This window comes from Mesorhizobium sp. M0045, assembly GCF_040323385.1.
Taxonomy (GTDB): Bacteria; Pseudomonadota; Alphaproteobacteria; order Rhizobiales; family Rhizobiaceae; genus Mesorhizobium.
Window position 1 is genome coordinate 298906 of record NZ_JAMYUY010000005.1, and the last position, 12289, is coordinate 311194.

Consider the following 12289-nt stretch of genomic DNA (forward strand, 5'->3'; position numbering starts at 1 on the left):
GGATAACTGACCTCGTGAACAACTCGGCGCTTCAGGCGTTGTGAGAGCTGTGGAGCGTGGGCGGGCGCTCCGCCAATCTCGGTGCATCAACCAAGGCAGCACACCGTGGCGGCGCATGGCGGGTCGAAAAAAGTGATCTATGCGGCGCTCGCCGGAAATCTTGCGATCGCACTGACCAAATTCGCCGCTGCCTTGTTCACGGGCAGCTCGGCAATGCTCTCGGAAGGCGTCCACTCGCTCGTCGATACCGGCAATGGCAGCCTGCTGCTTTACGGCATGCACCGCGCCGCGCGCCCGGCCGACCGTACGCATCCGCTCGGCCATGGCCGCGAGCTGTACTTCTGGAGCTTCATCGTTGCGCTCCTCGTTTTTGCACTGGGCGCCGGCATATCGTTCTACGAAGGCGTGACGCACATCATGACGCCGGAGCCGATTGCCAACGCCAAGGTGAACTACGCTGTCCTTGGCCTTTCCTTTCTCTTCGAAGGCACCTCTTGGCTGGTGGCGCTGAAGGAGTTCCGCCACCAAAAAGGCAGCCACGGCTGGCTCGAGGCGGTGCAGCTCAGCAAGGATCCGAGCGTCTACACCGTACTCTTCGAGGACAGCGCGGCACTTCTCGGCCTCGTTGTCGCCTTCGCCGGCATATCGGCGGCGGAACTGCTGGACATGCCGAAGCTCGACGGCGCCGCGTCGATCGGCATCGCGCTGATCCTGGGCGCAACCGCGATCTTCCTGGCGCGCGAAAGCAAAAGCCTGCTGCTCGGCGAGCCGGCTTCGCCCGAGGTGCAAATGAAAGTATTGGACATCGTCCAGCAGGACCCGGCGGTGCAGCGGGCGAATGGCGCGCTGACGCTGCATATGGGTCCGCAGGAGATCGTCGCCGCTCTGAGCATCGAGTTCGAGGACCACTTGTCGGCGCCCGAGATAGAGACCTGCGTCGAACGCCTTGAGACGCGGCTGAAAGCGGAGATGCCGGAGGTGACGCGGCTGTTCGTCAAGCCTCAGACCACCGGCACCTGGGAACGCCGGAGCAAGGCCTTGGCGGGGGCATCCGGACAAGAACCGGCCTAAGGAAAATGGCTTGAGGAAATCGATGCGCCGTCGGGCAGTCCCGGCTATGATCGCAGGCAAAAGCTCGGGAGGAACGAAGATGAAAATCGACGGCGGGTGTCATTGCGGCGCCATCACTTACGAGGCCGAGGTTGATCCGGAAAAGACCACCATTTGTCACTGCATCGATTGTCAGAAGCTAACCGGAACGGCCTTTCGCGTCACCGTGCCGACGTCCGAGGACAATTACAGGATCACCAAGGGCAAGCCGAAAATCTACATCAAGACCGGTTCGAGCGGCGCCAAGCGCGCCCAGGCGTTTTGCGGTGAGTGTGGCTCGCATCTCTACGCCACGTCGGCGGGCGAGGGACCGAAGGTTTACGGCATCAGGGTCGGCACGGCACGGCAGCGCGAGCAACTGGTGCCGAGAAAGCAGATCTGGCATCGCTCGGCGCTGCATTGGCTGCCGGAATTCGAAGGCACCACCATCATCGAGGAGCAGTAGCGCCAGACCGGGGCGAAGCGCTCGCCTCCGGTTCCGGCGTAGCTCTCAATCGTCGCCTTCGACGACCCTTAGCCTCAATTGCCCGGTTTTCGAATCGGCGACACGCGCGCTGCTTTCCGCTTTTGCTCCGCTGCCATTCGAACCAGCGGTATCCTCCGCCGGCTGCACGCCAAACTCCAGCGCCTCGATCTTTTGTCCGCGCCGGGTCACCTTCGATGTCGAGACAAGGATGTCCTCGATATCCTTGGCCGATTGACCGAAATGCGTCTGCAATTTGCGCACCCGCTCGTCGAGCCGGGAAACATCTTCCATCAGCCGGATGACTTCGCCCTGGATCAGGTGCGCCTGCTCGCGCATGCGGGCATCCTTGAGGATTGCCTGGATGACCTGGATCGACAGCATCAAAAGCGATGGCGAGACGATGACGATCCGCGATCGATGCGCCTTTTGGACAACGGCCTCGAAATTCTCATGGATTTCGGCGAACACCGATTCCGAGGGCACGAACATGAAGGCGGTGTCCTGCGTCTCGCCCTGGATCAGGTATTTTTCGGAAATATCGCGGACATGCACCTCGATGTCGCGGCGGAAAGCCTGTGCGGCGGACTTCTGCAGGTCGGCCCCTTCGGCGGCACGGATGGCGTTCCACGCCTCGAGCGGAAACTTTGCGTCGATGGCAAGTGACGGCGCGCCGTTCGGCATCTTCACCAGGCAGTCGGGCCGGCTCCCATTCGACAAGGTCGCCTGGAATTCATAGGCGCCGTGCGGCAATCCGTCGGCGACGATGGCCTCCATGCGCGACTGGCCGAAGGCGCCGCGCGTCTGCTTGTTGGAAAGGATCGCCTGCAATTGCACGACCTGGCCGGCCAGCGACTGGATATTGCCTTGCGCGATATCGATAACCGCCAGCCGTTCCTGCAGCTTGGCGAGGCTCTCATGCGTCGATCTCGTCTGCTCGGTCATGGTCTGGCCCAGGCGGCCGGTCATGGCATCGAGGCGCTGGCCGATCGACTGGGTCAGTTCCGCCTGGCGCGCCCCGAACACTTCGGCGATGGCGCCCATGCGGCCCTGCATTTCCGCCTGGCTTGCCAAGATGCCGGCCATCCGCACCTCGGCGTCACGGGCGTGGTCGGCGGCTTCGGCGGCCGCCACTGCACGCGCCTTGGCCGATCGCCAGAGCGCAACGACGAGCGCCACGAACAGTCCAAGGAACAGCATTGCGCCGAAACCCAGGGCTTGGCCGAGCGTGAGCGTGGTGGCGCCGAGGCGGGCGACAGGTTCGGACAGGATGGTGGCCAGATCGTTCATGCCAACAGCATAGATGATTCGGTCTGCCGGCACAGATCAAAACGTGAACGACCCGACCCCGTCCCGGTTGACGCTTTTCCTGCGAGGTCTTAGGTGAGACGCCATGTCGATCAAGCCTCTTATCATCCTCCCCGATCCCGTCCTGCGCCAGGTTTCAAAACCGGTCGAGCGTGTCGATGGCGATTTGCGCAAACTGGCCGGCGACATGCTGGACACTATGTATGACGCGCCCGGCATCGGCCTCGCAGCGATCCAGGTCGGCGAACCCTTGCGCATGCTGGTGATCGACCTCGCCAAGGAGGACGAGACGCCGGCACCGCACGTCTTCATCAATCCCGAAATCCTTGAAAGCTCCGACCAGCGTTCGGTCTATGAGGAAGGCTGCCTGTCGATCCCCGATTACTATGCCGAAGTCGAGCGCCCCGCCGCGGTGCGGGTGAAGTATCTCGATCGCGACGGCAAGCTGCAGGAGATCGAGGCCGAGGGGCTGATGGCGACCTGCCTGCAGCACGAGATCGACCATCTCAACGGCGTGCTGTTCATCGACCACATCTCAAAACTGAAGCGGGACATGGTGGTCAAGAAGTTCAAAAAGCTCGCCAGGGACAAGGCGCCGGGCAAGATGGTGGGATAGGGGTCGACGAATGCCCCTGCGTGTCATCTTCATGGGTACGCCCGAATTCTCCGTGCCGACGCTGCGGGCGATTGCCGGGGCCGGGCACGGGTTGACCGCCGTCTACACGCAGCCGCCGCGCGCCGGCGGCCGGCGCGGGCTCGAGTTGACGCCGTCGCCGGTGCAGCGCGAGGCGGATCAGTTGGGCGTCGAGGTGCGGACGCCGGTGTCGCTGAAGGGCGAGGCGGAGCAGGAGGCGTTCCGCGCCTTGCACGCCGACGTCGCCGTGGTCGTCGCCTACGGATTGCTTCTGCCCAAACCCATTCTCGAGGCGCCGCGGCTCGGTTGCCTCAATGGCCACGCATCGTTGTTGCCGCGCTGGCGCGGCGCTGCCCCTATCCAGCGCGCCATCATGGCCGGCGACACCGAAACGGGCATGATGGTGATGCGGATGGAGGAAGGCCTCGACACCGGGCCGGTGGCAATGGTTGAAAAATGTCCCATTGGACCCGACATGACGGCCGGCGATCTGCACGACCGGCTGATGGCCCTCGGTGCTGCGCTGATGGTGCAAGCGCTGGAGCGGCTGGAGCGAAATACGCTGACATTTACCACACAGGCGGAGGTGGGGGTGACCTACGCCAAGAAAATCGATAAATCGGAGACTCGCATAGCCTGGCTGCGACCTGCTGGCGACGTGCACAACCAGATTCGCGGCCTGTCGCCCTTTCCCGGTGCATGGTGCGAGGCCGAAATCGGCGGCCGTGTAGAACGGCTGAAACTGCTTCGCTCGACGCTCTCGCAAGGCGCCGGCGAACCGGGAGGAATTCTCGATGACCGGCTGACGGTCGCCTGCGGGTCAGGCGCGATCAGGCTGGTCGAAGTTCAACGTGCGGGCGCAAGGCCCATAGCCGCGCAGGAGTTTCTGCGCGGGGCCAAGCTCGAAAAAGGAATGAAATTGTCATGAGCATGATGTCCATACGCGCGGCGACGCCGCGGGACCGCGAGGCGATCCGCCTTGTCGAAGAACACGCATTCGGCCAGCAGACGGAGGCCGGACTGGTCGACGCGCTGGTCACCGGCGGTGATGCCGTCGTCGAACTGGTGGCGGACGAAGACGGGCAAGTGGTCGGGCATATCCTGTTTTCACGGCTTTTCGTGCAGAATGGCGGCAAGAGCTTCCCGGCGGTGGCTTTGGCTCCTTTGGCGGTCGAGCCGTCGTTCCACGGCACCGGCATCGGCGGTGCGCTGGTCCGCGAGGCGCATATCCGCCTGAAGGCTGCTGGCGAGACGCTCGCCGTGGTGCTCGGCGATCCCGCTTACTATGGACGTTTCGGTTACAGCCGCGCCCGTGCAGCGAAGTTCGAGAGCGAGTACCAAAGCGAGGCTTTGCAGGCGCTTGCCTGGGGCGAGGCGCCGGAGACCGGCAGGCTGGTCTACGCCTCGGCCTTCGGCTCAGCCCTCGCCGCCTGATTTCGCTTCGATCCGGGAATGCCGCGTTTTCGCCTCGACATCGAATATGACGGCAGTCTCTTCGCCGGCTGGCAGCGCCAGGCCAACCAGCCTTCGGTGCAGCAGGCGATCGAGCAGGCGATCGAGAAGTTCTGTGGCGAGCAGGTTTCGCTGCGCGCCGCCGGCCGCACCGATGCCGGCGTCCATGCGACCGCTCAGGTGGCGCATGTCGATCTGATCAAGGCATGGCCCGGCGACAAGGTGCGCGACGCCGTCAACGCGCATCTGCAGGCGGCCAAGGTGCGCATCGCCATCCTGAAGGCCGCCTCCGTGCCGGATGGTTTCGATGCGCGTTTCTCGGCGATCGGCCGCCATTACCTCTACCGCATCGTCAATCGCCGCGCGCCGGCGGCGCTCGACAAGGGCAAGATCTGGTGGGTACCGAAGCAGCTCGATGCCGGGGCCATGCACGAAGCGGCAAAGGTGCTGCTTGGCCGGCATGATTTCACCACCTTCCGCTCGACCCAGTGCCAAGCCTCCAGCCCGGTCCGCACACTCGACCGGCTGGATGTCAGCCGGGCGGGCGATTTCATTGAGGTCCGCGCTTCGGCGCGCTCATTCCTGCACAACCAGGTGCGCTCTATGGTCGGCTCGCTCAAACGCGTCGGCGAAGGCGGCTGGACTGTTGCCGACCTCAAGGCGGCGCTTGAGGCGCGCGACCGTGCGGCCTGCGGTCAGGTGGCGCCGCCCGACGGGCTGTTTCTCGTCGGCGTCGACTATCCGACGCCTGGCTGATCCGGAACGCTGATCCCGAGCAGCGCCTGCAGTCCGAACAGGACGATCAGCGAGGCCACGAACATGCCGGCAAAAACGGCGCTGCCGACGGCCGCACCCCTGCCGATCGCAACGTTGGTCATCCGCCAGGTCAAGACCATCGACAGCGCGAACAACAGCAGCGACACGAGTCCGGAGACTTCGTTGGCCGACGTCAGGAAAAGCCGGATCAACGCCGATGGCAGCATCATCCAGGCGATGATCGCCGAGGCCCAGTTGCTGGCCACGACATAATGGACGAAACGGCCGCCGACGCCGACCCGCGGCGCCACCAGCGCGAGGCCTATGAGCGGCAGCACCCAGGCGCCGATATCGACGGTGGCCAGGCGGATCAACATGCTGAAACGGCCGACGAATGCGTTGGGGTCGCCGATCTCGTTGGCAATACCGACCCAGCCGACGATCAGTGCCGGCGCCGCGACGACGATGGCAAAAAAGGAGTTCCAGAATCCGTCCGCCGAAAGGTCGAGCAGGCGAAATCCGTCGGCCTTGCCGAGCATCAGCCGCCAGGCACCGGCAAGCGAAGCGTAGGTTTCATCCGCTGAAAGCATCACTAGGATATGTCCTGCGCAAACCAGTCTTCAACGAAGCGCAGATAAATCTGCGTCAGCGTCTCGAGGTCGGCAATCGCCACGCGTTCGTCGACCATGTGCATGGTCTTGCCGACAAGGCCGAATTCGACCACCGGACAATAATCCTTGATGAAGCGGGCATCGGAGGTGCCGCCGGAGGTGGAGAGCGCAGGCTTCCTGCCGGTCACCGCCTTGATCGAGCCGCCAAGCGTCTCGACCAACCTGTCGTCGCGTGTCAGAAAAACGTGGCTCGGTCCGTCGCGCCAAGCGATCTCGTAGTCGACGGGCGTCGCCTTGCCGGCGCGGTATTTCTTGCGTTTCGCCGCCCGGTCGAGGCGGTTGTGGATCTCGGCCTGGATCGTCTCGGCGGTCCATGTGTCGTTGAAGCGAATATTGAAGGTAGCCGCCGCCTTCGCCGGGATGACGTTGGTGGCAGGATTGCCGACATCGATGGAGGTCACCTCAAGATTGGTCGGCTGGAAATCCCTTGTTCCGTTGTCGAAGACGGGGTGAAGCAAGGCGTCGACCAGCGTCACCAGGCCGCGCACCGGGTTGTCGGCCAGCTGCGGATAGGCGGCGTGTCCCTGGCGGCCGTTGACGACGACCGTGCCCGATAGCGAGCCGCGCCGGCCGATCTTGATCATATCGCCGAGCACGTCGGGATTGGTCGGCTCGCCGACGATCGCAGCATGCCATTTCTCGCCTTTGGCGGCCGCCCATTCGAGCAGTTTCGTCGTGCCGTTGATCGCCGGACCTTCCTCATCGCCGGTTATCAGCAGCGAGACCGACCCCTTCGGGCCGCCCTTCTGCGCGATGTGTCGCGCTACCGCCGCGACGAAACAAGCAATGCCGCCCTTCATGTCGACGGCGCCGCGGCCGAACATCTCGCCATGGGCGATGTCGGCGGCAAAGGGCGGGTGCGTCCAGGCTGTTTCATCGCCCACCGGCACGACATCGGTATGGCCGGCAAACATCAGATGCGGGCCGTTGCCGGAACGCCGCGCGTAAAGGTTCTCTATGTCAGGTGTGCCGGATTCGGAAAACACCGGGCGCTCGACGGCAAAGCCGAGCGGCTTCAACATTTCTTCCAGCGCGCTCAGCGCACCGCCTTCGGCGGGCGTCACGGAAGCGCAGCGGATGAGAGCAGCCAGATTTCTGGTCGGATCGGTAGGCAGCGTCATGGGCAAAAGCGATAGTCGAAAGCGCAGGGACTGTCACGGCCAGACATAAGGGCCAGACATGCCGCCGACATTATGGTTTTCACGTCGTATGATTGCGGCAAGGCCTCTCGACCAGGGCAGGGCCATCGCATGATCACGCATGGCAAGACAATCGTAATCGCCGGTGCCGGCAGTATCGGCTGCTACGCCGGCGGCTGCCCGATACTTGCCGGGCGAAAAATGGTTTTGCTGGCGCGGCCGCGCATCGAGAAGGCGCTGCAAGCAACGGTCAAGAGCGGCGCGATGCAAGGCATGGCCGGCCGGGCAGGAGAGAAGCGGATCGCCCTGCCTGTCGCCGGAAGCCGTCGCCGTCAGATGGTAGCCCGCACAGGTGCCCAGTAACGGCCCTTGCCGGTGCGCTTGGCTTCGTAGAGCGCATGGTCGGAACAGGTGAGCAGGATTTCCGGATCGCCGCCGTCGGCGGGTGCGAAGGCGCTGCCGACGCTCAGGCCGACATGGATGGCGGAACCGACCCCGAGGTCGAAAGGCACCGAGACCTTTTCGATGGCCCGCTTTGCCAGGTAGGTGGCCTCGATCTCCGAGGTTGCGGGCAAAAGGATGACAAATTCATCGCCACCAATGCGGAAGACAACGTCCCCCGGACGGAAGCCGCGCTTCAATCGTTCGGCCACCTTGCGCAGCAGCACGTCGCCGACGGCGTGGCCAAAACGGTCGTTGACCTGTTTGAAACCGTCGAGATCCATACTGAGCACTGCAAACGGCTTGCCGCCATTGGCGGCCGGCGCCGCAAGCTCGCGGCACATGTCGCGCAATTTCTCCTGCAGGAAGATGCGGTTTGGCAGGCCGGTCAGCGCGTCCTTGATGGCCAGGTCGCGATTGTCCAGTTCGGCGCGGATCATGCGGGCATTGATTGCGTGGTTCTGAAGCAGCACGATGATGACGCCGGCCACATAGAACGGCGTTTGAATTCCGACGATCGGCATTCCGGGCGCCGCAGAAAACAATGCACCGACCACGTAAGGCAGGCTTACGGCCAACATGACGAATATGGCGAAGCGCGGGGTCGCCGCATTGCGTGACGACACCACGCCGACGACGCCTGCGACATTCAAGGCGGCAAGTACGGAAAGCGCCATATTCCCGCTGGCAACACAGCCATAGCAGCCGAGGCCGAAGACGACCGACCAGACGCCGCTGGCTGCCATCAGGCCCGCCAGCGGCCCTTTCGAGCCGCGCGTGCGGGCCTGCTCGCATTCCCGCATCAGCAGAACGCGGACGGTGAAAAGCATCAGGTCGGCGGCAATCCAGACGTAGGGCCACCAATCCCCGGTGGCGAGAGCGGCGCTGACCGCAACCAACAGAACGCTGATGGTGCCGAACAGGACTGCGAATTTGCGGTCGAAGGTGGTGTCGAGAAGCCGGGCGCGGACAGCTTCCGGTTCCAATTTCATTGGCGAAGAGAACCAGGCAAACAGGCGAGCGGCGGCGCTCCACGTTTTGCGCGGCTCCTCGGTGATCAGGGATAGGTCGCTTGCCAGTCGAGCGCTCCGTGCCGGTCGACACAGTCTTCGCCGGCATGCTGGGCCAGGGTGATTAACATTCGCTTAGAGCATCCGGCGCAAAACCGGGCTTTCGGAACTCCCCGCTCTGCCGCTCTAGCGGATCTGCCGCCGGGTCGCCGGTTTTAGCTTGCCGGCCCCGGTCGTCTGCGGATTGCAGGCCGACGCGGCGGACCCGGCTCGGGATCGGTCTTCGCCGCACGTGCCGGCTGCCCATGAGGGGTTTCGATCAGCGTGATCTTCTGCCAGATCTTTCGCGAGAGGTTCGAAGCCAGGTTCTCGATGTCGTTGACGCCGTCGATGACCACGGCGTCATTCACCGATTGCGCGAACAGCGCGGCGATCTTGCCGGTGATCGACAGCATTTCGGAGCAGTAGTCGAGATAGCGGGCAAGGTCGGCGGCGTTGGTGATGCGGGCTGGCGAATGGGCAGTCGGCTTGAAACTGGGTGAAAGTGCGGCCGGATCCTTGGTCAGCTGGTGCATGTCGATGACATGGATCAGCGACCGCAACCCGTGGAGCTGGCGAAACACCCGCTTGCGCTTGATCCGCTCCTCGGAGCGAATCAGGGCCAGGAAGCCCAGCACCGCGAGGATGATCACGTTGAGGGAGGCTTCGATTCCTTGCACCGACTGGAAGGCATCGTGGTTTCCCGAGATGCGGCCGAGCGGCAGGATTGTGCCGACGAACAGGAACATCAGCGCTCCGGCGACGAAGGCGGCGATGATGAGGCCGCGCAGCCACCAGATCGGCGCCTCCAGCGCCTTGGCTGCCTTTGCCAGATCGCGCGACAGCGACACCAGCTCGGCGGCGACGCCACGCAAGCCTGCATCGGGAAAGCGCTCGGCGACGCGCCCTTCCAGCCGTTCGGCGGTTTCGAGGATCAGTTTCGGATCAAGCGAGCGGTAGCGCATGACGAAATGTCCGATCGGCGCTCAGGGTTCAGCCGGGGCATTGGTGCGCTTGCCGTAGCGGTTGGGGCCGGGTTGCCCTGGAAACAGGCAAAGCACGAGGAAAGCGATGATCGAGACAACCGGCACGAAAAGCACCAGCGCCGCAACGCCCGGCTTGTCGAGGTCGTGCAACCGCTTGACCGCCAGCACCACGTTCGACCAAAGCGAGGCAATGAAGGCGATGAAGAAAATAAACGACCACATGTTGCTCTCGGTGGTGCCTTCCGGCACCAGCGTGAAACGGTAGAGCGGGAAGGCCTGTACGATGGCCACCAGCAATCCTCCAAGAAAATAGGCCGCGCGGCTGACGCGGCCCGAAGCTTTGAAGAAAAGCCAGATGAGGTCTGATCTATCAGGCAAGCGAATTCCGTCCGTATTCGTTGAGAAAGATCAAGCGCGCAGCAATTCGTTGATCGATGTCTTGGAACGGGTTCTGGCGTCGACCCGCTTGACGATGACGGCGCAGTAGAGGCTGGGGCCGGGCTCGTTGTTTGGAAAAGGCTTGCCGGGCAGCGAGCCGGCGACGACGACGGAATTAGGCGGCACCTCGCCGTAGAAGATCTCGCCGGTGGCGCGGTCGACGATCTTGGTCGACTGGCCGATGAAGACGCCCATGCCGAGCACCGAGCCTTCGCGCACAATGCAGCCTTCGACCACTTCGGAACGGGCGCCGATGAAACAGTTGTCCTCGATGATGGTGGGACCCGCCTGCATCGGCTCCAGCACACCGCCGATGCCGACACCGCCCGACAGATGCACATTCTTGCCGATCTGGGCGCAGGAGCCGACCGAAGCCCAGGTGTCGACCATGGTGCCGCTGTCGACATAGGCGCCGACATTGACGAAGGACGGCATCAGCACGGCGCCCGGCGCGACATAGGCGGAGCGGCGCACGATCGACGACGGCACGGCGCGGAAGCCGGCCTTCTCGAAATCGACGGCGCTCCAGCCGTCGAACTTCGAGGGCACCTTGTCCCACCAAACCGCCTGACCGGGACCACCCTTGATGATCTCCATCGGGTTGAGCCGGAAGGACAGCAGCACCGCTTTTTTCAGCCACTGGTTGACGTGCCATTTGCCGTCGGCCTGCCGCTCGGCGACGCGGGCGACGCCCCGGTCGAGCAGGTCGAGCGCCGATTGGATGGCCTCGCGCGTCTCGCCGCGGGTTGCGGTCGAAATCGTGTCGCGTTCCTCGAAGGCGTTCTCGATGATCTCCTCGAGGCTCGCGAGATCGTGCTTCGACATGAATTCGCTCCATTACCAAGCTGTTAAGGGCCGGCGCCTTAACCTGTTTGAAAGTCGCGCGGACCCTATGTGAAGGCTTGGGGAGGGTCAATCGCGGCAGCGTCACGGGACGGCGCAAGTGAATGATTGGACGGGTAAAGCAAATATGACTCCCATGGAAAAGGCGGGATGGACGCCGCTGCCGCATTCGGACGAGGATCTGGAGCGGTCGAGAAGCGTGCCGGACACGCCGCAAACGCGCGCGGAGACATATCGGCTGGCCTGGAACGACCCCGATTTCATGACGCGGCGCGAGTTGCGCGCGGTCAGGCTGCAGCTCGAACTGCTGAAACCGGAGATGATCCTGGCCGAGCGCGGCATCCAATCGACCGTCATCCTGTTCGGCGGCGCCCGCATTCCCGAGCCCGGCGGCGAAGCCTGGGCGGCCAAGAACGAGACGCAGAAGAAGAACCTCGAGCAAAACAGCAAATATTACGAGGAGGCGCGCAAATTCGCCCGCCTCTGCTCACAGCAGTCGGCCACCTCGTACTATCGCGAATTCGTCGTGGTGACCGGCGGCGGGCCGGGCGTCATGGAGGCCGGCAATCGTGGCGCCGACGATGTTGGCGCGCCGTCGATCGGTCTCAACATCGTGCTGCCGCACGAGCAGGCGCCAAACGCCTACGTGACGCCGGAACTCTGCTTCAACTTCCACTATTTCGCGGTCCGCAAGATGCATTTTGTCATGCGTGCCAAGGCCGTTGCGGTATTTCCCGGCGGCTTCGGCACGATGGACGAGTTCTTCGAAACGCTGACCCTGATCCAGACCGGCCGCATGGAACGCGTGCCGGTCATTCTGTTCGGCAAGGCTTTCTGGGAAAGGGCAATCGACCTCGATTTCCTCGCCGAGCAAGGCACGATCACTCCCGGCGACCAGGATATCATCGATTTTGTCGAGACCGCCGACGAGGCCTGGGGGATCGTCAGCCGCTTCTATAAACTTTGACAAGCAAGCAGGACTTGAAGCGCGCAGGCTGC

General features: G+C 63.6%; 15 protein-coding genes. 8 read left to right on the plus strand and 7 right to left on the minus strand.

The annotated features are described in order from the left end of the window. Window positions 1-105: 105 nt before the first annotated feature. On the plus strand, window positions 106-1071 hold the full coding sequence (locus tag NKJ72_RS10935) for a cation diffusion facilitator family transporter (protein WP_352477025.1): 966 nt from the start codon (window positions 106-108) through the stop codon (window positions 1069-1071). A 79-nt stretch (window positions 1072-1150) separates the two neighbouring features. After that, window positions 1151-1555 carry a GFA family protein gene (locus NKJ72_RS10940; RefSeq protein WP_352477026.1) on the plus strand — a complete coding sequence of 135 codons (405 nt, stop codon included), beginning with the start codon at window positions 1151-1153 and terminating at the stop codon, window positions 1553-1555. 45 nt (window positions 1556-1600) lie between these two features. Here NKJ72_RS10940 and NKJ72_RS10945 read toward each other — a convergent pair whose 3' ends face one another. Next, window positions 1601-2863, minus strand: a complete 1263-nt coding sequence (locus tag NKJ72_RS10945; RefSeq protein WP_352477027.1) for a DNA recombination protein RmuC — start codon at window positions 2861-2863, stop codon at window positions 1601-1603. A gap of 103 nt (window positions 2864-2966) precedes the next feature. Between NKJ72_RS10945 and def the strand changes: the two genes are divergently transcribed. The 4 genes from def to truA are packed head-to-tail and all read left to right on the plus strand — an operon-like array spanning window position 2967 to window position 5723. After that, window positions 2967-3497, plus strand: coding sequence for a peptide deformylase (def, locus tag NKJ72_RS10950; RefSeq protein WP_352477028.1), 531 nt, complete (start codon window positions 2967-2969; stop codon window positions 3495-3497). Window positions 3498-3513: 16 nt separating this feature from the next. Next, a complete protein-coding gene (gene fmt, locus NKJ72_RS10955) occupies window positions 3514-4443 on the plus strand; it encodes a methionyl-tRNA formyltransferase (protein ID WP_352477102.1) in 930 nt (309 codons plus the stop codon). After that, the gene (locus NKJ72_RS10960; protein ID WP_254815873.1) at window positions 4440-4949 is read left to right on the plus strand and encodes a GNAT family N-acetyltransferase; all 510 of its coding nucleotides are present in this window, start codon (window positions 4440-4442) and stop codon (window positions 4947-4949) included. The genes fmt and NKJ72_RS10960 overlap by 4 nt, the downstream gene beginning before the upstream one ends. A gap of 18 nt (window positions 4950-4967) precedes the next feature. Beyond that, window positions 4968-5723: a tRNA pseudouridine(38-40) synthase TruA gene (gene truA, locus NKJ72_RS10965; protein WP_352477029.1), complete on the plus strand. Its 756-nt coding sequence runs from the start codon at window positions 4968-4970 to the stop codon at window positions 5721-5723. On the opposite strand, the gene NKJ72_RS10970 is transcribed toward truA, so the two are convergent. Both NKJ72_RS10970 and dapE read right to left on the minus strand, forming a co-directional pair. Then, a complete protein-coding gene (locus NKJ72_RS10970; protein ID WP_254815875.1) occupies window positions 5705-6313 on the minus strand; it encodes a transporter in 609 nt (202 codons plus the stop codon). The two genes, truA and NKJ72_RS10970, sit on opposite strands and share 19 nt — an antisense overlap. Window positions 6314-6315: 2 nt before the next feature. After that, window positions 6316-7515, minus strand: coding sequence for a succinyl-diaminopimelate desuccinylase (gene dapE / locus NKJ72_RS10975; RefSeq protein WP_352477030.1), 1200 nt, complete (start codon window positions 7513-7515; stop codon window positions 6316-6318). A 129-nt stretch (window positions 7516-7644) separates the two neighbouring features. On the opposite strand from dapE, the gene NKJ72_RS10980 reads away from it, so the two are divergent. Beyond that, window positions 7645-7896 carry a hypothetical protein gene (locus tag NKJ72_RS10980; RefSeq protein WP_352477031.1) on the plus strand — a complete coding sequence of 84 codons (252 nt, stop codon included), beginning with the start codon at window positions 7645-7647 and terminating at the stop codon, window positions 7894-7896. Here the strand turns inward: NKJ72_RS10980 and NKJ72_RS10985 are convergent. The 4 genes from NKJ72_RS10985 to dapD all read right to left on the minus strand — a co-directional run bounded on the left by NKJ72_RS10985 (window position 7866) and on the right by dapD (window position 11272). Next, a complete protein-coding gene (locus tag NKJ72_RS10985; protein ID WP_352477032.1) occupies window positions 7866-8966 on the minus strand; it encodes a GGDEF domain-containing protein in 1101 nt (366 codons plus the stop codon). The two genes, NKJ72_RS10980 and NKJ72_RS10985, sit on opposite strands and share 31 nt — an antisense overlap. A 233-nt stretch (window positions 8967-9199) precedes the next feature. Further along, window positions 9200-9988: a hypothetical protein gene (locus NKJ72_RS10990; RefSeq protein ID WP_352477033.1), complete on the minus strand. Its 789-nt coding sequence runs from the start codon at window positions 9986-9988 to the stop codon at window positions 9200-9202. A 21-nt stretch (window positions 9989-10009) separates the two neighbouring features. Then, entirely contained in the window at window positions 10010-10387 is a 378-nt protein-coding gene (locus tag NKJ72_RS10995) for a DUF805 domain-containing protein (protein ID WP_352477034.1), read from the minus strand. A gap of 30 nt (window positions 10388-10417) precedes the next feature. Further along, the gene (gene dapD / locus NKJ72_RS11000) at window positions 10418-11272 is read right to left on the minus strand and encodes a 2,3,4,5-tetrahydropyridine-2,6-dicarboxylate N-succinyltransferase (protein WP_352477035.1); all 855 of its coding nucleotides are present in this window, start codon (window positions 11270-11272) and stop codon (window positions 10418-10420) included. A gap of 145 nt (window positions 11273-11417) precedes the next feature. Here dapD and NKJ72_RS11005 point away from each other — a divergent pair, with 145 nt between their 5' ends. After that, a complete protein-coding gene (locus NKJ72_RS11005) occupies window positions 11418-12257 on the plus strand; it encodes an LOG family protein (RefSeq protein ID WP_352477036.1) in 840 nt (279 codons plus the stop codon). Window positions 12258-12289 lie beyond the last annotated feature (32 nt).

Coding starts and splice junctions, on each gene's coding strand:
- NKJ72_RS10945 (WP_352477027.1), bottom strand. CDS start 2,863: ATGAACGATCTGGCCACCATCCTGTCCGAACCTGTCGCCCGCCTCGGC.
- NKJ72_RS10980 (WP_352477031.1), top strand. CDS start 7,645: ATGATCACGCATGGCAAGACAATCGTAATCGCCGGTGCCGGCAGTATC.
- NKJ72_RS10990 (WP_352477033.1), bottom strand. CDS start 9,988: ATGCGCTACCGCTCGCTTGATCCGAAACTGATCCTCGAAACCGCCGAA.
- NKJ72_RS10970 (WP_254815875.1), bottom strand. CDS start 6,313: ATGCTTTCAGCGGATGAAACCTACGCTTCGCTTGCCGGTGCCTGGCGG.
- dapE (WP_352477030.1), bottom strand. CDS start 7,515: ATGACGCTGCCTACCGATCCGACCAGAAATCTGGCTGCTCTCATCCGC.
- truA (WP_352477029.1), top strand. CDS start 4,968: ATGCCGCGTTTTCGCCTCGACATCGAATATGACGGCAGTCTCTTCGCC.
- dapD (WP_352477035.1), bottom strand. CDS start 11,272: ATGTCGAAGCACGATCTCGCGAGCCTCGAGGAGATCATCGAGAACGCC.
- NKJ72_RS10960 (WP_254815873.1), top strand. CDS start 4,440: ATGAGCATGATGTCCATACGCGCGGCGACGCCGCGGGACCGCGAGGCG.
- NKJ72_RS10940 (WP_352477026.1), top strand. CDS start 1,151: ATGAAAATCGACGGCGGGTGTCATTGCGGCGCCATCACTTACGAGGCC.
- def (WP_352477028.1), top strand. CDS start 2,967: ATGTCGATCAAGCCTCTTATCATCCTCCCCGATCCCGTCCTGCGCCAG.
- NKJ72_RS11005 (WP_352477036.1), top strand. CDS start 11,418: ATGACTCCCATGGAAAAGGCGGGATGGACGCCGCTGCCGCATTCGGAC.
- NKJ72_RS10985 (WP_352477032.1), bottom strand. CDS start 8,966: ATGAAATTGGAACCGGAAGCTGTCCGCGCCCGGCTTCTCGACACCACC.